Below are 19,124 nucleotides of genomic sequence, written 5' to 3' on the forward strand. Positions count from 1 at the left end.
AAAACGTCAGCTTGCCGCGCGAAACTTACATCCCGATACCTTGCCCCATCAATTTAACTAAAAAATAGGCACACGCAACGAATGCGCCAACTACAATGCCCAACAACACACCTACTACTTTCCCTACCTTCTTAATTTCCAATGGCAAAACCGGTTTATCGATAATTTGTATCAGAGGCGTTTCTTGCTGCAAAGATATCCTGGCCAATTCTAAATTCTTTACGATCTCGGCGTACATGGCGCTGCTTGCCTGAACATCCACCTGTCTTTTTTGTGAAGGCACCCTCAATGATAACAGATTGGGGTTGGCACTGGGCGTAGCATCCATAGCGGAGGCAACACCGTTAATTGACCGGTCTAAAACATTTTTTACACTATCGGCCTGGTGTTGCAGTATGGCTACGCTTTGGTAAGCCTTTTTTGTTTTGGTTTGTATATAAAACTGGTTAACATTCTCAACAAGCTGCTCTGTAAATATCTTCGAAAAAAGTTCGTCCTCTGTGGTAAGCGATACATTAATGATATTAAGTTTTTTATCGGGTTTAACAATCGAAAGCAGCTTCTTGTTAAAAACATCTACTAAATTGGTTACTATACTGTCCTGTATACGGCTAAATTTCTGAGGATCTCCATTAAAACTTATGTTGTCGATACCGGTGCTTTTTTTCCAACCGGGTCGCAGTTTGTTGAAATCAATATATCTTTCGATAAGCAACTGATCGCGCCCGTTAAAGTTCCCCTTATTCAAAAGTGTTTTTTCGATCATTGTACGCGATTTGTACAATTCGAGAATGTTATCTCCCTGAAATACCCCGCCGCCTGCTATCCCTCCAATGTCTATACCTGCCATTGAGGCTAAACCAGCATATTGACTGAGTAACCCACTCTTACTATTATCCTCCAATACAAAAACGCAGTTGGCAGTATAGGTCGGCTTTTTAATAATGCTATAAGCCAATCCTGATATCGCACCCAATAAGCTTACAATGGCAATAGCTAACCACTTAGATAACAGATATCTGTAACTGTTTCTAAACATCAATAACATTTCGTGTATAGATATTTCTTCTTTCGCTGCAGAGTCATCAACCGACAATTTAGTGGTTTTCATTATATTACTTTTTAACCAAACTGATAATCCCAATAATCACAGCGCCCATTGATGCTAAGCCGCCAAGCAGACCAACCGATTCGGCTGCCGATAACCCCCGTGTAACAGGCTTTTTCGGTACGACGATTTGGCTGCCTGCCTTTATTTTAGGATAGCTCCTGAAAAACAAAAAGGTGTGCGTGCTTTTAACCGTTCCATTAGCATAAACTACGTAAGCTCTGCGTCTTAACGCATCCGGCGAAAAGCCACCGGCATTATCAACATATCCTCTGAGCGATTTTGAGCTGGAATAAATTACAGAGCTTGGAAATAATACTTCGCCGTTGACTTTAACCAATTGTTGTTGTTTGGGAATTATCAGTACATCACCCTCCTCTAAAATTAAGTCGATATCGGATCCGGGATTATCTAATATTTTTTTCAGGTCGATACCCACATTATCATTCTTAACTTGTTCGAGCACGTTGTTTGTCGAATCTTTAAACGTTTTTTGCAGTTGCAGCAGCCTGTCAAGGCGGTTTTGCCTCAATATTGCCGAATCTAACTTGCCTTTATCCGAATCGAGGCCTCCGTTATCACTGGTTCGCCTTAGTGTACCGCCTTCAATGTCTGCATAAGCTGTTAACCCGCCGGCCCGTTTTACCAGACTTGATATTTTTTCATTTTTGCTGCTGATAGCGTATGGGCCAGGATATAACACTTCGCCCTCTATTTTAACTGTACGTTGTTTTTCAAAACCCGGCAAGCCAAATACCGATACCTCATCAAAGGGCTGCAATATGAATGATGAAGTACTAAATTTTAGCTGACTATCCACATCAACAACAAACACCTGAGCTACGGGAGCACCTTTCTGATTAGGATCGCTGTTATTTATACGACGTGCTATCTCGATGCGTTTAGCGCTTGCGCCTTCGGCAAAGCCACCGGCCCGGACGATCAGGTCTTCGATAGTCATGTTATCAGCATAATCAAAATCTCCTGCTTTTCTTACCTCTCCTTTAATAGTAACCTTATAATTATCGCGTAAATCAAATATAGACGGAATGGTTACCACATCCTCTCTCTGTAACGGAATATCAGCGCTTGTTTTCGACATAATCGCTTTAACATCGAAAGGGATGTTCTCAGTAGTATTGTCCGGTTTCAAACGCGTGATATATCCTCTTGAAGCAAAAGCATCTTCTTTTAAACCGGCTGCCTTGGCGATTAGTTGCGATAAAGTCAATCCTTTATCCAGTTCGAACTGGCCGGGCCTGAAAACCGCTCCGTTAATAATCACCCGGTTCTCAAAACGTTCAAGTATTTTACCAACTGCATATTGATCGCCACGCAGAGGAATATAGTTTGAGTAATCGTCAGAGCTAATATCGGTTACACGGAGCTCTTTATCGGTAACTTGCGTAGCTTTTATCGAGGCTGTATAGGCAATATCCGTAAAACCTCCGGCAAAATTAATAACCGACCGCAGCGTTTCGCCGGGCAGCACCTCAAATAAAGCTGGATGCTTCACTTCGCCAGCCAACGCAACACGTACCTTGTAGGTAGGGATATTGATCACATCGCCATCCTGCAGGCGAATGTTATCCTTTTGGATCCCCTTCAATATAAAATCATAAACGTCGGCTGTCCTGATAATACGATTATCACGGATCAGTTTAATCTGCCGCAGGGAGCCATTATTATTTGGCCCTCCGGACGCATACAATGCTCCAAAAAGTGTGGTAAGAGACGAAAGCGTATAAGTGCCGGGCTTCGTTATCTCACCGGTGATAGTCACTCTTATACTGCGTATATTACCTAAGGTAACAGCCAACGTAGCTCCGTTGCCGATGGCATAATGGGCGGCAATTAATTTATTGCTGATCAATGCCTTCGCCTGCTCGATGGTTTTTCCATTAACATTTATCAAAGCAACGTTGGGTACCTGAATAGTTCCATCGGGAGAAACAGTCAATTTCCAATTGGCTACGTTTACCCCGTTTACATCGATCAGTACCTGATCATCCGGGCCTAAAACATAGTTTTGTGGGGTAGCAATACGCAGATTTGGCTCGAACGTAATGTCACTGCCGTTAAACAAGTCTGCGCCAAAAACCCTTAATTTACTTGTGTCTCTGCTATCTGCCGGTATGTTTTTGTTTGCTGTTTGGGGTGTGTAATTCAATTGGCGCGACCCTGTTTGACTATTATTTACATTATTGCCGTTATTTCTTAACAGATTAATACGGGTCTGCAACTTATTAGCGTCATCCTCAGACATACCTTTGGAGATAGCCAGGCTGCGTAATTGCGCATCGCTCATCCCGGTTGCCTGGGCTTGTTTTATCAGTTCCGAAAGCTGGGCGTCGGTCAGCTCATCAACCTTTACAGTACCGATATTGGCCGGGGTAATTGTCTGAGCAAATAAAGCGTTGGTATTTTGTATGCAAATGAAAAGCAAAAGCAATATCAGGACGCGGTAGCAATATCTCATTTTTTAGTTTTCGTTAAGACTCAATTGAGTTAAAACAGTTTAAATTTATAGATAGAATATCTTATTTTATTTTACGAAATTAACAATTAATATCCAATCGTTGTACAAATTTTGCAATTTACCATAAACCGATTAAGGTGCATTTTGTTCTAATTATGATAAATCTGGTAAACCCCTTTTACCGTATGCTTGTGGGCCGAACCAACCAAGACGGTCACTATTTTTTTATCTATCATCAGGTTATCAGCAGTATTGAGATACTCGTTTTCGTCAACTATAACGGGGTTACGGTTCATCATATCACTGATATTGAGTTTTGATGTATCGGCAATTTGTACCAGGGCACGGCGCAGGTCGCCGTCTGTTACGATACCTTCAACTTTTTCGCCTGTCCCGACGATGACCATCCCTATCCTGCCTTCAGACATTTTCAACACCAGCTCGGTAAACGTAGCATCAGTATTGATAAAGGGCAAATTATCTGTACGCATCAGATCTTTCACTTTAAGCACCAGCTTACGGCCAAGGCTTCCTCCCGGATGGAAACGTGCAAAATCTGTTTCTTTAAACTCTCTCGACTCCATCAAGGCAACAGCAATAGCATCCCCCATAACCAGCGCCGCAGTCGTCGACGAAGTAGGCGCCAGCTTTAACGGGCAGGCTTCGTGCTTTATGCTAACATTTAAATGATAATCGCTGTTGCGGGCGATGGTTGACTCGGCATTACCTGTCAGCGCGATCAGTATATTTTTATTCCATTTCAGATAAGGTATCAGCTTCAGAACCTCGTCAGTTTCGCCCGAATAGGATATCATGATCACGATATCGTCCGCACCGATCATACCCAGGTCGCCATGAAAAGCCTCGCCTGGATGCATAAAGAAACTCGACGTGCCTGTGCTTGATAAAGTAGCTGCTATTTTTTTTCCGATCAGGCCTGATTTGCCGATACCGGTAATAATTACCTTACCTGTACCTTTTAATATAGCCTGTATAACACGGTCAAATTCATCATCGAGCTGACTGGCTACATGCAGCAGCGACTCGATCTCAATATCAAAAACACGGCGGGCTATATCTTTCATTAACCAGGCTGCTATTTGTTTAACAAAGGTGCGATAACGTTTTCCAATTCGTGCAGCTTAACCATGTTCGGGCCATCGCTCAAAGCGTTATCCGGATCCGGGTGTGTTTCCATAAAATACCCGTCGGCGCCAAAAGCTTTGGCAGCCATGGCCATCATGGGTACAAAGGTACGGTCGCCACCGGTTTTGCCTCCTGCCCCGCCCGGCCGCTGTACCGAATGCGTACAATCCATACATACCGGGTAGCCAAACTGCTTCATGTCATATATATTCCTGAAATCGACAGCCAGATTATTATAACCATACATATTGCCGCGCTCGGTAAGGATAACCTGTTTGTTTCCGGCTTCAACAACTTTTTGAGCCGGGTAAAACATATCCTGGCCCGATAAAAACTGAGCTTTCTTTACATTCACGATCTTACCGGTTTGCGCAGCAGCTACCAATAAATCGGTTTGACGGCATAAAAAAGCCGGTATCTGTAATATATCAACTACCTGGGCGGCTATTGCTGCCTGCCCCGGCTCATGAATATCGGTAGTGCAGGGCAAGCCAAAACGCTCTTTAACGTTATTCAGCATTTCCATCCCCTTTTTAATACCCGGGCCGCGATAGGAATGTATGGAAGTTCGATTGGCCTTATCGAACGATGACTTAAAAATAACAGGCACGTTAAACTTTTGCCCAATGGTAGCAACCTTATCGGCAACGGTATATAACAACTCCTGATCTTCCATCACGCAGGGGCCCAATATGAAAAACGGGGCGCTGCTTATTTGCTCAAATAACATAGTTATGGATTAAATTCCCCCGCAAAGATGGAAATTATTGTTAATTTTTGATGAAAAATGTACTGTGCACAACCAACCATCAATTAAATTTAATTAACATTTGCACTTTGCCTATAGCCTGTTATTGCCATATTATATTTTATTGAGGACAGCTTTCGCAGCACAAAAACTAAATACTTAGGTTAAAATCGGTATAAAAACACCAAATCCGATTAGTTAAACCATTAATTATGTAGTATATGTGGAAAAAAAATGTGTTAAATTATTGTTAAAAATTAGTCTGGTAATTCTATAGATTATATATTTGTATCAATTGTTAATTTATCCGTACTAACCAATTTGTTCTTTATGATAAATAATGAGGTCAGTTAACTAAAAAGAGAAAGTTCCCACTTTCTCTTTTTTTTGTTTTATAGCCTTACGGATATGTTAAAAAAAGTGAAATATCCCTCCTGCCAGCAACGTTATCCATTCACAATTGATAAACTTGCATCATTATTAAATATACCCAGTACTAATGAAGCGTACGCTGCTTGCCTTTACATTGTTGTTATTTGCCTGCCGGGCTGCTTATGGGCAAATACCGGTAAGCGGAAAAGTTTTGGAAAAAGGCACACGTGTAACGTTGGCCGGTGTAAAAGTGCAAAATACCACTACTAAGGATAATACCCTTACCAATGCCGCAGGCATATTCAGTATTAAAGCTAAAGCCGGCGACATGTTGATCTTCGAATCGTTTGCTTACAAACCGGACACAGTGCTGGTAACCAATGCGCGTTACCTGGAGATACTGCTGCAGCCACAAAACACCAATTTAAAAGAGGTAACAATTAAGAACCAATCGACCAAACTGGGCAATTTAAAGGATACGACCTTTCATAATCAGGCAGTGACCTACCAGCGCGATGCAAACGGCAGCCCGATAGGCGGCCTGGCTATACGGTTTGGTTACGGAAAAAGCGCTAAAGAGAAACGTGCCGAAAAACTGGGATACGATACCGTAGCCACGGCACAGATAGATAAGGCTTTCAGCCCGGCGAGCGTGAGCAAATACATCCCGTTAAAAGGCAATGACCTGAAACAGTTCATCGCAATATATCGCCCGACCATTAAACAATATAAAGCGCCAAATTTTGACCTGGCGCTTTATCTGAATGATTGTTATCAAAAGTTTTTAGCCTTGCCGCCCGATAAACGCAAGCTGGCATCGCTTAAAGCAGATACTGCCGGCAATTAATATTTCCCTACAATCACTTTGTGAAACTGACCGAAATTCAGATACTTGCCTGCAAGCCTTAATACGTCGTTAGCGGTGATGCTACGCACGACTTCGGTATACTGGTCGTAATATTCAAAATCGAGCCCGCTTAGGTAAACATTCTTAAACTTATCGGCGTGCGAAAAGACATTCTCCAAACTGCCCAACAGCGAGCCGAGCATATAGTTTTTAACTAAAGATAGCTCTTCCTCACTGATCAGTTCGGTTTTAAGGATATTGATCTCCTTTTCGATCTCAGCCAATGCCTGGCGTGTAACATCTGCTCCTACCTCGGTAGCAATAAATATACTACCGGTGGCTTTCATCGAAGCCATCCCCGAACCGATACCATAAGTGTAACCTTTATCCTCGCGAATGTTGGCCATCAGTCTCGATCCAAAATAGCCTCCTAAAATAGTATTCACAACCTGCAACGCCGGGAAATCGGGGTGAGTACGATTGATGAGCATAGTACCCAAACGTATGGCAGATTGCAGTGCACCGGGCTTTTCGATATAATTGAATAACTGCTCTGATGTTTTAAAGCCAGGCTGTGTGATATCGGGCACATTATTGCCGGTCCAGTTCTTACCAAAGCAATCTGTTATTTCTTTTAAAATATCATCGTCAATCTTACCGGCAGCTATCAGCGTACAGTTATTGGGCTGATACATTTGCTTAAAGTACGCCAGCATGTCGTCGCGCTGTATCTGTGCGTAATCTTCGACTTCCGGACTGATACCATACATGGTTCCGCCAAATAAAGCCTTGTTAAAAGTGCGGCGGGCCACAAAATCATTCTTCTGCAGGCTAACCTGCAGCTTTTGCTGCTGGTTGCGGATAAACGTAGCCAACTCCTTTTCGGGAAATACAGATTCGGTGAGCACCTCTTTAACAACAGGCAATGTATGTTTGAGATGCTTATTTAAGCAATACAGCGTTACCTGCGAATGATCGAAACCATAGTCGACCTGTAAAAATGCGCCATAATAGTCGATAGCATCGGCGATTTGGGCGGCGGTTAAATTATTGGTACCATCGTTCAGCATGGTATTTACCGCAATGTTTAACAGTGGTTTTTCGGGATTGAACCGCAGGTTATTAAATATCCATTCGATGCGCACCAGTTCCTGCTCGCCTGAGTTAAACCAGTAAAAGTTGCAATCGTTCTCAAGCCTGATATGACCCGGAGCTATTAGTTTAATATGCTCAATTGCCTTAAATTCGGGAGTGATGGTTCTGTTTAACATTATTCGGCCAGGTATATAAGCGTTGATGAGTTTTGTTTGCTGAACAGATGCTGCGCCTGCCGCTGTACATGCTGAGGCGTAATGGCCAGGTAACGGCTTATTTCGAGATTAAGCTGATCGGCATCGCCTAACAGCTCAAAAAATGCCAGGTTCATGGCCTTATCCAGTAACGACATTTCGGAGAACATCATGGTCGACTCGGTTTTGTTTTTAACCTTGGTCAGCTCGTCGTTCTCAACCAATTCGTTCTTTATCTTCTCCAGTTCTTCCCAAATGGCAGCCTCGGCATCGGCAATGCTTACACCTGCAAGCGGTTTGCCGTCTACAACAAACATACCTGCGTCAATACTTTCGGTGGTGTAGGCATGTATCTCGCTGAACAGTTGTTTTTCTTTAACCAGTGTGCGGTATAAACGTGAAGAGTTACCGCGCGAAAGCAGGTCGGATATCAGATCAGTAGTATAATATTCTTCGTCGGTACGTTCGGGCATGTGAAACGCGATATACAGGCTGTTCAAAGGCACTTTTGCAGTAACGGTTTGGCGCCTTGCTTCGGTCTGCACAGGCTCCTGAGGCAGGTCACGATGGTATTTTAAGCCTGCAGGTATCGGGCCGAACCATTTTTCGGCAAGGGCCCTGATCTGTTCGGTATCCACATCGCCGCCAACAACCATAATGGCATTTTGCGGGTTGTAGTGTTTTTTAAAGAAAGCTTTTACATCACCTATCTGCGCTTCCTCGATGTGGGCAAGCTCTTTACCAATGGTTGCCCAGCGGTAAGGGTGTACCTTATAAGCCAGCGGCCGTAGTTTTAGCCACACGTCGCCGTATGGTTGGTTAAGATACCGTTGCTTAAACTCTTCCATCACCACGTTGCGCTGCACTTCGAGGCTTTTTTCGCTGAAAGCCAGGCTGAGCATACGGTCGCTCTCGAGCCAGAAGGCTGTTTCGATGTTAACCGCAGGCAGCGTGATATAATAGTTGGTAATATCGTTACTGGTAAATGCATTGTTCTCGCCGCCAACCCGTTGTAAAGGCTCATCGTAACTGGGTATGTTAACCGAGCCGCCGAACATGAGGTGTTCGAACAGGTGGGCAAAGCCGGTTTGCTTTGGATCTTCGTCGCGGGCGCCAACATCATACAAAATATTGAGCACCGCCATCGGTGTGGTTTTATCTTCGTGAACAATGACCCGCAGGCCATTATCTAATGTAAAGCGGTTGAATTTAACCATGTAATAAACTAAGAAACAGATTTGTTAAAACGGACAGCAAAGGTAAAATTTTTAGTGGTTTTAAAAACCCCGGGGCAACAAAAAGGGCGCCATCAATTTTGACGACACCCCAGTTTAAACCAATATAACCAATCAAAAATCAATAAATCTGTACGCGCCTGTTCAGCATACGCCCTTCCTCGCTGGCGTTGCTGGCAACGGCTTTTGTTTCGCCCATGGCCTTTACGGCAAGTTGCTTTTCGTTAACACCGGCTTTTACCAGGTAGGCCTTTACTGCCAATGCCCGTTGCAATGATAAGCGCATATTGTGATCGCTTGTGCCTTCGGATGATGAATAACCGCTCAATACCACGTTTTTGTTGTTATTAGCTTTTAGCTCCGCGGCTATCGCATCCAGCGTTTTAAAGTAGGCAGGCATAATTTCGGCGTTGTTATAATTAAATATTATCGTTTTGTTGCAAGGCATACCGGTATCCGTAGCTGTGCTGTTCTTAATCAATATTTCACGGATGACACTATCGCGTTTGATAAGCGTGCTATCAACCTTAACCGGGCAGCCTGCTCCATCCACAATTACACCTTTTGGGGTATTAGGGCATTTATCGAAGTAATCGGGAACACCATCTTCGTCGCTATCTCCTTTCAGTTCGATGATGGCGTGTTCGATGCCTGTCAGCCTCATCTTCAATATCTCGAACTCATCCCGTATCGAATGATCTTCCAACTCATTATAGATCAGCGATACCGGGTTCACCCAATCGATATTTGGCTTTGAGCTTTTGCCTATGGAAAACTCAAGCGAAGCATAACCGTAAGAAAACTTATCTTTCTGATAATCGCGGCCATTGGCCGACATATTGTGGATGCCATCGAGAAAATCATCATCGATGAAGTTTTCGGTATAACCGGTGTTGACAGCAAACCGATCGTTGATCCGGAATTTGACCCCCGCACCGACAAATGTGGTAAACTCGTGGATATACACTTTATTTTTAAATGCACCGTTGAGGTATTTTGTGCTGAACGATGTACCATCCTTATAATAAACCGTCGGGGCAAAACCTAAAAAGCCCTCGCCGCCTAAAACAAAAAAACTCATACTTTGCTTACGCTGCATATAACTAACAGTACCTAAATTTGCGACGATACTGGTTGTAGCCGAATAACCCAACTCGGTGCGGTAGCTGCTGATGGCCTCGTCATATTGGCGCGGTACGGAGCCCGACATGTGCCCTGATAAGATATCGAACTGCAACCCGAATATGTGACCAAACTGCTTGCGTACCGAAATACCATAACCAGCATCGGGCGCAACTTTGCGGAAATCGTTTTCGCCACCGGTTACTACCGATGTTGATAATACCCCGGCATTGAAACCGACGCTCCAGGTACGAAACTGCTTTAAGCCCCCAAATACTTTTGGGGTAGGAACCGCAGATTTCTTTTTGTTGACATGGCGCGCCTTTTTTAATGTATCGGGCACAGATGATGCAGCGACGGCTCCGTCCTGAAGCGACCGTTGCACCGCTTTATATTTTTTACTTTGACCGTACGCCAGGATAAGCATAAAGCAAAAGCAAAACGTTGTTAGTAGTTTTGTTTTCATCATAGTTGCATAGGGGAGGTTTAAATCTCACCCTTAACGATGCTATTTAAACTCTACCATCCCCCGCGCAAACACTATTCCCGTATTTTTGAGTTTTTTGCCACAAAAAAGCTTTTTTTCGAAATTTGCAAAACACTGTTAAAGGGTTGCCCGATACGTATATGCTCTGCTAAGAATCCTGTGCTTATCGATATATTCCAACAGCCCGGCTTGCTATTTCTCAAAGAATTAACCTGTGTGAAAAACTTTTATTTTTAATAAAATAAACCTCCCTAACCAGGCTATTTATCCGTCCACATATTAACCATTTAAGTGTAAAACAACATTTTTAAGTGCGAAGATAAGTTGCCAGAAACTATCTAAAACGCCCCAACCGCCTGGTATTGGTATTTGAGATAGCTATCGTTATAAGGCGCAGAAAACTGGCCAGGCGGTATTTTTATGAAAATGGCAAAAATTAATTTATTGCTAACAAAATTTAGTATAGCGAACAAAAGCCTCTTTATTGATTAAAGTGTGGAATTTGTGTGGAATTGTGGAAATTAATCCCCAGCATCATTGTTACACAGTCGGGCACATTTCTCAAAAATCACATAGTAAAGATAGAATATGTGATTTGATAAAGCTAATTTTACGGCATTAAATACTACTATAACGATCAAGTAAATCAAGCACACTATGTGGCATAATAATATTTTAGAAACCATTGGTAATACCCCACTGGTAAAACTAAACAGAATAACCAAGGATATACCCGCTACGGTTTTGGCCAAGATTGAAACAACCAACCCCGGCAATTCGATTAAAGACCGTATGGCGCTTAAAATGATAGAAGATGCCGAAAAAAACGGTTTGTTAAAACCTGGCGGCACCATCATCGAAGGCACTTCGGGTAATACAGGGATGGGATTGGCTATGGCTGCTATTATTAAAGGTTATAAATGTATCTTCACCACTACTGATAAGCAATCGAAAGAAAAGGTCGACGCCCTGCGTGCCTTTGGCGCCGAGGTAATAGTTTGCCCTACCAATGTTGAGCCGGAAGACCCGCGCTCGTACTACTCGGTATCATCGCGCCTGGTACGAGAGACACCCAACTCGTGGAAACCAAACCAATACGATAACCTGTCGAACTCGCAGGCTCATTACGAACAGACCGGGCCCGAGATATGGGACCAGACAGAAGGTAAAATAACGCACTTGGTGGCGGGTGTCGGCACAGGTGGCACCATATCTGGTATCGCTAAATTTTTAAAGGAGCAAAACCCCAACATCCAGGTATTGGGTATAGATACCTACGGTTCGGTATTTAAAAAGTATAAAGAGACCGGCATTTTTGATAAAAATGAGATCTATCCTTATATAACTGAAGGCATTGGCGAAGACTTTTTACCGCAAAACGTCGACTTTAACCTGATCGATCATTTTGAAAAGGTGACCGACAAGGATGCCGCCCTGATGACTCGCGAAATATCGCTTAAAGAGGGCATTTTTGTTGGGAACTCATCGGGCTCAGCAGTTGCCGGGTTATTACAGATGAAAGACAGGTTTAAACCCGGCGATGTAGTGGTGGTGATCTTTCCCGATCACGGCTCGCGCTATATGGGTAAAATGTTTAATGAGGACTGGCTGCGCGAGCGCGGATTTTTAACCGATACCAAGCTTACCGCACGCAGTATCATAGCAAAAAAGGAAAAACAGGAAATTGTGACCATCGATTGCGAGAAAACCATTATCGAGGCGATAGGGACCATCAAAACTTTAAATATCTCGCAAATACCGGTAACGCAAAAAGGGATGGTTATCGGCAAGATAACCGAAAGCGGCATACTGGATGCTTTACTGGAAAACCCGTCGTTACGGTCAAGCCCGGTAAAAAGCATCGCTACGGGTTCGTTCCCGTTTGTGGATCTGAATACCAGTATCGACAAGATATCATCGCTGATCAATAAAGATAACACCGCAGTTTTGGTTGAGGACGAAAACGGCGCGATCGAGATCATTACACAGTATGATATTATTAACGCGATAAGCGGAACCCCCTAACCCCCTAAAGGGGGAACCAAAAGCAAAAAGCCATTACTTTATCAAGAAAGTAATGGCTTTTTATTTCCAACTAAGTCTCCCCTTTAGGGGGTTAGGGGGTTAATATTCCAGCGGCACGGTAGGCTCCTTTTTGCTGGTGCTCATGATCATCATCGTCTGGAAGGTTTTTACCACCGTAATCTTACTGATCTTATCCATAATGAGCTGCTCATAAGCTTTAATGTCCTTTACATAAACCTTAAGCAGAAAATCGCACTGCCCGGTTACGTGGTGGCACTCGGTTACTTCTTTGATGGCTTTGATCTCATCTACAAACACCTGGATGGTATTGTTTTTATGAAAATCGAGCGAAACCTGGATGAATGTTTTGATACCCAGGCCCAATTTTTCTTCATCCACCAGGGCATGGTAGCTCTTGATATACTCGGAGTTTTCAAGCTTACGCACACGCTCTAAAGTAGGCGCAGGCGACAAGCCTATCTCGGTTGACAATTGGAGGTTAGTGATACGCCCGTTTTCCTGGAGCGTTTTTAGGATCTGTAGGTCTATTTTATCTATGTCGGTTGCCATAATTGGTTACAAATATAAATTTTCCTATCAAACAAAATAAAATTTTTTAAAAATACTGTTCGAGCAAAATAAATTCGTTTTGATGATTTTTTTAGATAAGTCTAAATTTATTATTAGATTTGTTTAAATGAATTCGTTTACAGAAGAAAACTATCTCAAATCTATCTACCACTTATCAGTTACCGATGATGAAAGTGTGAGTACCAACAGCATTGCTGCCGCGCTCAATACCAAAGCAGCATCGGTTACCGATATGCTGAAAAAGCTGGCCGATAAAAAACTCATAAACTACGCTAAATACCAAGGCGTTAGCCTTACTGATGAAGGCAGGGCCGTGGCTATTAATATTGTGCGCAAGCACCGTTTGTGGGAGTTTTTTTTAATGGAAAAGCTCCATTTTAAATGGGACGAAGTGCATGAGCTGGCAGAGGAACTGGAACACATCAGTTCGGCCGAATTGATCGACCGGCTTGACCGCTTTCTGGAATATCCTAAATACGACCCGCACGGCGACCCGATACCCGACAGGAACGGCTGCATCAAAACCGACGAGCTAAAACCCATATCGGTACTGCCAATTAACAGCCGCGGAACCATCATGGGTGTAAGAGAACACGCACCGGCCTTTTTGCAATATCTGGCCAAATTACAGTTAACTATTGGTATACAGGTACATGTAGCCGATATTATCGATTACGATCAGTCGGTGATATTGAAGCTGAACAACAAAAATTCCGTCACCATCAGCAGGGAAGTGGCCAAAAATATACTGGTAACCATATGAATGAGCATCAGGAAGTATCGTTAGGCAATGTACATAGCTCGGTAAGTACCGAAAATAAAACCGGCTGGCGCAAGGTGATGGCTTTTTTAGGCCCGGCCTACCTGGTGAGCGTGGGCTATATGGACCCGGGTAACTGGGCCACAGATATTGCCGGCGGCAGTGCTTTTGGCTATAAGCTGATATGGATCCTGTTCCTCTCGAACATGATCGCCCTGCTGCTGCAATCGTTGAGTACCCGGCTGGGTATTGTACAGGGGTTGGATCTGGCCCAGGCATCCAAAAACACCTATACCCGTTTTGTGAACGTTTGCCTGTATATACTGGCGCAGATAGCCATTGTAGCCTGCGACCTGGCAGAGATCATCGGTATGGCTATCGGCCTGCAATTGCTTTTTCATTTACCGCTCATCTGGGGTGTATCGCTCACCATCACCGATACCGTTTTACTGCTGTTTTTAATGAATAAGGGCATGCGCAAGCTGGAAGGTTTTATTATCTCGATGATCTTTATCATAGGCTTGTCGTTTCTGATCGAGATGTTCATCGTTCAGCCCGATATTGGCGAGGTAGCGCATGGGTTTATCCCGGGTAACCTGAGCGGCAGTGCTTTGTATATCGCTATTGGCATTATCGGTGCTACGGTGATGCCGCACAATTTATATCTGCACTCGTCGCTGGTACAAACGCGTAAGATCGACCGTTCGGAGCATGGCATACGCAATGCCATCAGGTTTAATCTGTTCGATACATCGATAGCCTTGAACCTCGCCTTTTTGGTAAATGCGGCTATTTTGATACTGGCGGCCACAGCTTTCTTCCACCGCGGATATTTCCAGGTGGCCGAGATACAGGATGCCTATAAATTGCTCGAGCACATCTTCGGCGCCCTCGCTCCTGTTTTGTTTGCTATCGCGCTGATCGCCTCGGGCCAGAGCTCCACCATTACCGGTACGCTTGCCGGGCAGATCATTATGGAAGGGCACATTAACCTGCGGATACAGCCCTGGCTGCGCCGGTTACTTACACGCCTGCTGGCTATTTTGCCGGCGGTACTCACCATTGTTTATTTCGGTGAGGAAGGGCTGGGTAACCTGATCATCTTAAGCCAAGTGGTGCTGAGTTTACAACTGGGCTTCGCGGTGATACCGCTTATCCATTTTACATCCGATAAGGAAAAGATGGGCGTATTCGCCATCAAACCACCGGTAAAAGTATTGGCGTGGGCCAGCGCGGCGCTTATTGTTATATTGAACGGTAAACTGGTATTAGAGCAGATACAGGATTGGGTCAAACAGTTCCCATCGGCAGCCACCTGGATATATGCGCTGGTAGTACCGGTTACCATCGGCATTGCGGTATTGCTGTTGTATGTTTTCTTTAAACCGATATTTTTTAAACATCACGGCCCTACGCGCAAAACTATACAGGTGCCGCACGGCGTGGCTACGACCATCAACGACCTGGCCGTGACGACTTATACCCACATCGGCATTACGATAGATTTTTCGAAAAACGACCGCGACTCGATACGACACGGGCTGATGCAGGGCGGCAAACAGGCGCAATATACGTTGATACACATTGTGGAAACGGCCGCCGCAAGTTACCACGGTACCGAGGTTGCCGATCATGAAACCCAAAGCGACCGGGAAAACCTGCAGCAGTATGTCGACTCGTTAAACAAACTGGGCTACAAGGCCAACGCTAAAATAGGCTATGGTAAAGCGGCAAACGCTATTGCCAAGATAGTTAACGACGAAGGCATCGACTTTTTGGTGATGGGCGCGCACGGGCATAAGGCGTTGAAGGATATCATCTTTGGGACGACGGTGGATGCGGTACGGCATAGGGTGAATATCCCTATTTTGATAGTGAAACCCGATAAGCTAACTATTGAACGTTAACCCGCGTTAGCGATGGCAGCGCCTGCCTGTCGGCAGACAGGGATACCGGCCCGTAGCTAATGCCCGTGCAGTATGAGCGCCCGCCTGCCGGACGGGCAGGGACAGCGCGAGCCGAAGGCAACGCCCGATAAAAATAAAGTTCTATCTTACATTAAGTTTAAGCTTAATCAATGCGATCAAATATTCTAGTGCGCCATCAAATTATCGATGGTTCTGGCTTTTTAGCCTTGGTAAACGCCGAAAAATATGCCTCATTTGTTGATAACGATTGGAGCCTTACTCAATTGTTCGACCATTTCCTTTCAGAAATGAATGAGAATTCGTTGATAATCTGGTCGACCGGGTTTGCAAACAATTGGTCTGCTGATTTTTTAAAGGCTTCCTCTGATACGTTACCATTCAGAGAATTTTCAAAGCTTATTGAAGTAACGGGCGGTTGTATTTATTTAACAAATTATGAAGACCTTACCATGGCTGCGCAATTTGAGGATAAGAAAATTCCATCAAGCCATAACTCGGATTTAAGGATTGACCTCGAAAATGGCTTTTATAAGGTAACCGTAAGACAAGTATCTGACCCTGATTCTGATATTGTTTTTGATGAAGAAACGAACTTTGAAATAATATTACAAAAGATCGATACAGAGAATGAAGAAAAGCCGGCCAACATCTTTTGGCTGTTTTAATTATAATTTCGAATTAAATAAATCCGAAATCGCACTATCTTTGCGCTCTTATGGCGCAGGAAAACATCTACATCAAGAATAAAAAGGCTTACTTTGACTACCACATACTGGATAAATATGTGGCCGGCCTTGCGCTGCTGGGTACCGAGATCAAATCCATACGGCAGGGTAAAGCCAACCTGACGGATGCTTTCTGCACGTTTATTGATGGGCAATTGTATGTGCGCAACCTGCATATTTCGGAGTATTCGCACGGTTCGTTCTATAACCACGAGCAAAAGCGCGACCGGGTTTTACTGCTCAATAAAAAAGAACTCAAAAAACTGCAGACCAAAGGCGAAGAAAAGGGTTTCACCATTGTACCGCTGGCCATATTTATAAACGAGCGGGGTTTTGCCAAACTGGAAATTGCCCTGGCCCAGGGTAAAAAGACTTTCGATAAACGCGAAACCCTCAAAGAGCGCGACAGCAAAGTGGAGATGGACAGGGCGTTGAAGAGATGACCCTTTATTTCGAATTTCGAACGTTCAATTTCGAATTTAGACAGTCATATTGTATCATTTAGATTTGGAATTTTATTGAGCTCTTATTGCTCTTTTAATTTCGAAATTGAAAATCCGAATCATTACCACGCCTTATCTCCCACAAGCGGCACAAACCTGAAGGTATCCAGGGTAACTTTTTCAAAATCGTTTTCGGAGGTTTTTAGCACCGTCACCATTTTCTGGCTTTCCTCATCGCCTACGGGGATTACCAGGATACCGCCGATGGCCAGTTGTTTCAGCAGATCCTCAGGTACGAACGGTGCGCCCGCAGTTACGATGATCTTGTTGAAAGGTGCATGTTTGGGTAACCCTTTGGAGCCATCTCCATAAAAAAACTCGGCCTTGTAGCCGATGTGCGGTAATACTTTTATGGTGCGCTGGTAGAGTTTTTCCTGGCGTTCGATAGTGTAAACTTTCGCGCCAAGTTCCAGTAAAATACAGGTTTGGTAACCGCAGCCGGTGCCTATCTCCAATACCTTATCACCTTTGCGGATGTGCAGCAGTTCGGACTGGTAGGCTACGGTATAAGGTTGCGAAATGGTTTGCCCCTCGCCTATCGGGAAAGCGATATCCTTATAAGCCTGGTTCCAGAAAGTTTCATCGAAAAAGTAATGGCGGGGTACTTTGGCGATGGCATTGAGCACATGGGCATCTTCGATACCTTTGGTTTTGAGCAGTTCGACCAGTTTTTTACGTGCGCCCTTTTCGCGGTAATTATCAATATACTTATATGCCATTGCAAAGGCGAATTTAGTATAAAAACGCCTATTAAACACTCATAAGGCGCGAATGTGCAAAACTCTGCATATGTATCTTAACCACAAAGTGCACAGAGGAGGCACAAAGTAAACAGAGCCAATCGATTTATTAAGTCAAATACTTGTAGTTTGGTTGTTGCCCGATAAAATCGCTATTTTTACAATCAGTTATCCAATACTATGCAAACATCGATAGTTGACCGCTTGCTAAAAAACATGAGTAACATGCACGAACTGGGGCGCCAGCGTGCGTTTGAATTAGGCAATCCGTTTTATGCCCAATTTGAAGAAGATGGTGAATACTGGCGCAAGGAATTACCCACAGGTGAAAAATATCTGGTTACCATAGAGGTTATTATGGATGAAAATGATATGCCCGTTCAAATAAAAGACACTATCATCAAAAAGCTGGATTAATGAGTAAGCCAGAATTGGTTTTGGTTGTAGGTTGTAATGCGGCAGGCAAATCCACCTTTATCAGAACCCGGCTGAGCGAGTTAGCTGGATTCGACGTGTTGATGACCGATGTCTATAAGGCGCGTACTAAAGATCTTGCTAAAAATGCTATAGCTCAACGTAAAAATGTGATACTGGAAACAGTATTTAATGATGAATCGTTTAAAGAATTAGCCGATTTAGCTCGTGATGCAGGGTATCAAACGTCATTGGTAGTTTTATTTTTGGATAGTATTGAGCAATCTATAAATCGTGTTGCATCGCGCGGGACGCAACAAAGCGGCATAACCATATCCGGTAGCAATATCAAGATCAATTTTAACGAGAGTTTTAAAAACGTAGCTACTTACTTTTTTTACTTTGACAGATCAGATTTCATTTATACTGGCATTGGCAATGTCAATCACCTGATTATGAGTTTTCAAAAAAGCGAATTGATTAGTTATCACTCAAATGAGTTAGACTATCCTCAAAAATTTGCGCAATACAGCTTCTCAAAAGATCGTTTAGACGAAGACGCCCATCAAATTATTATCGCAAACAAGGATTACAAAAAGGATTAA

17 protein-coding genes are annotated in these 19,124 nt (G+C 43.7%); 8 read left to right on the top strand and 9 right to left on the bottom strand.

Annotated features, from left to right (window positions below):
• Positions 1 to 25 precede the first annotated feature (25 nt).
• The 4 genes from BEL04_RS06565 to kdsA form a co-directional block, all read right to left on the bottom strand.
• On the bottom strand, positions 26 to 1,111 hold the full coding sequence (locus tag BEL04_RS06565) for a Wzz/FepE/Etk N-terminal domain-containing protein (RefSeq protein ID WP_066001487.1): 1,086 nt from the start codon (positions 1,109 to 1,111) through the stop codon (positions 26 to 28).
• 4 nt (positions 1,112 to 1,115) lie between these two features.
• Entirely contained in the window at positions 1,116 to 3,587 is a 2,472-nt protein-coding gene (locus BEL04_RS06570) for an SLBB domain-containing protein (RefSeq protein WP_066001488.1), read from the bottom strand.
• Positions 3,588 to 3,736: 149 nt separating this feature from the next.
• A complete protein-coding gene (locus BEL04_RS06575; RefSeq protein WP_066001490.1) occupies positions 3,737 to 4,672 on the bottom strand; it encodes an SIS domain-containing protein in 936 nt (311 codons plus the stop codon).
• An 11-nt stretch (positions 4,673 to 4,683) separates the two neighbouring features.
• Positions 4,684 to 5,463 carry a 3-deoxy-8-phosphooctulonate synthase gene (gene kdsA / locus BEL04_RS06580; RefSeq protein ID WP_066001495.1) on the bottom strand — a complete coding sequence of 260 codons (780 nt, stop codon included), beginning with the start codon at positions 5,461 to 5,463 and terminating at the stop codon, positions 4,684 to 4,686.
• 517 nt (positions 5,464 to 5,980) lie between these two features.
• Here kdsA and BEL04_RS06585 point away from each other — a divergent pair.
• Positions 5,981 to 6,700, top strand: coding sequence for a carboxypeptidase-like regulatory domain-containing protein (locus tag BEL04_RS06585; protein ID WP_066001496.1), 720 nt, complete (start codon positions 5,981 to 5,983; stop codon positions 6,698 to 6,700).
• On the opposite strand, the gene BEL04_RS06590 is transcribed toward BEL04_RS06585, so the two are convergent.
• The 3 genes from BEL04_RS06590 to BEL04_RS06600 all read right to left on the bottom strand — a co-directional run bounded on the left by BEL04_RS06590 (position 6,697) and on the right by BEL04_RS06600 (position 10,773).
• Positions 6,697 to 7,971, bottom strand: a complete 1,275-nt coding sequence (locus BEL04_RS06590) for a pitrilysin family protein (protein ID WP_066001497.1) — start codon at positions 7,969 to 7,971, stop codon at positions 6,697 to 6,699. The two genes, BEL04_RS06585 and BEL04_RS06590, sit on opposite strands and share 4 nt — an antisense overlap.
• Entirely contained in the window at positions 7,971 to 9,206 is a 1,236-nt protein-coding gene (locus tag BEL04_RS06595) for a pitrilysin family protein (protein ID WP_066001498.1), read from the bottom strand. The genes BEL04_RS06590 and BEL04_RS06595 overlap by 1 nt, the downstream gene beginning before the upstream one ends.
• A gap of 139 nt (positions 9,207 to 9,345) precedes the next feature.
• On the bottom strand, positions 9,346 to 10,773 hold the full coding sequence (locus BEL04_RS06600; RefSeq protein ID WP_066001499.1) for an OmpA family protein: 1,428 nt from the start codon (positions 10,771 to 10,773) through the stop codon (positions 9,346 to 9,348).
• Positions 10,774 to 11,490: 717 nt separating this feature from the next.
• On the opposite strand from BEL04_RS06600, the gene BEL04_RS06610 reads away from it, so the two are divergent.
• A complete protein-coding gene (locus BEL04_RS06610; protein WP_066001503.1) occupies positions 11,491 to 12,858 on the top strand; it encodes a pyridoxal-phosphate dependent enzyme in 1,368 nt (455 codons plus the stop codon).
• A 99-nt stretch (positions 12,859 to 12,957) separates the two neighbouring features.
• Here the strand turns inward: BEL04_RS06610 and BEL04_RS06615 are convergent, their stop codons facing one another.
• Positions 12,958 to 13,428: an Lrp/AsnC family transcriptional regulator gene (locus BEL04_RS06615; RefSeq protein WP_066001504.1), complete on the bottom strand. Its 471-nt coding sequence runs from the start codon at positions 13,426 to 13,428 to the stop codon at positions 12,958 to 12,960.
• 127 nt (positions 13,429 to 13,555) lie between these two features.
• On the opposite strand from BEL04_RS06615, the gene BEL04_RS06620 reads away from it, so the two are divergent.
• From BEL04_RS06620 to smpB, 4 genes are all read left to right on the top strand, one after another.
• Entirely contained in the window at positions 13,556 to 14,212 is a 657-nt protein-coding gene (locus tag BEL04_RS06620) for a metal-dependent transcriptional regulator (protein WP_066001506.1), read from the top strand.
• Positions 14,209 to 16,116 carry an Nramp family divalent metal transporter gene (locus BEL04_RS06625; RefSeq protein ID WP_066001514.1) on the top strand — a complete coding sequence of 636 codons (1,908 nt, stop codon included), beginning with the start codon at positions 14,209 to 14,211 and terminating at the stop codon, positions 16,114 to 16,116. Before BEL04_RS06620 ends, BEL04_RS06625 begins: the two co-directional genes overlap by 4 nt.
• A 170-nt stretch (positions 16,117 to 16,286) precedes the next feature.
• Positions 16,287 to 16,802 carry a hypothetical protein gene (locus tag BEL04_RS06630; RefSeq protein ID WP_139112936.1) on the top strand — a complete coding sequence of 172 codons (516 nt, stop codon included), beginning with the start codon at positions 16,287 to 16,289 and terminating at the stop codon, positions 16,800 to 16,802.
• 50 nt (positions 16,803 to 16,852) lie between these two features.
• Positions 16,853 to 17,305, top strand: coding sequence for an SsrA-binding protein SmpB (gene smpB, locus BEL04_RS06635; RefSeq protein ID WP_066001517.1), 453 nt, complete (start codon positions 16,853 to 16,855; stop codon positions 17,303 to 17,305).
• Positions 17,306 to 17,427: 122 nt separating this feature from the next.
• Here the strand turns inward: smpB and BEL04_RS06640 are convergent, their stop codons facing one another.
• A complete protein-coding gene (locus tag BEL04_RS06640) occupies positions 17,428 to 18,084 on the bottom strand; it encodes a protein-L-isoaspartate(D-aspartate) O-methyltransferase (protein ID WP_066001523.1) in 657 nt (218 codons plus the stop codon).
• Between the two features lie 201 nt (positions 18,085 to 18,285).
• On the opposite strand from BEL04_RS06640, the gene BEL04_RS06645 reads away from it, so the two are divergent.
• Together BEL04_RS06645 and BEL04_RS06650 are read left to right on the top strand one after the other, a co-directional pair.
• Positions 18,286 to 18,522: a hypothetical protein gene (locus BEL04_RS06645; RefSeq protein WP_066001531.1), complete on the top strand. Its 237-nt coding sequence runs from the start codon at positions 18,286 to 18,288 to the stop codon at positions 18,520 to 18,522.
• The gene (locus BEL04_RS06650) at positions 18,522 to 19,124 is read left to right on the top strand and encodes a zeta toxin family protein (protein ID WP_066001532.1); all 603 of its coding nucleotides are present in this window, start codon (positions 18,522 to 18,524) and stop codon (positions 19,122 to 19,124) included. The genes BEL04_RS06645 and BEL04_RS06650 overlap by 1 nt, the downstream gene beginning before the upstream one ends.

It is taken from the genome of Mucilaginibacter sp. PPCGB 2223, from assembly GCF_001705515.1.
GTDB lineage: Bacteria > Bacteroidota > Bacteroidia > Sphingobacteriales > Sphingobacteriaceae > Mucilaginibacter.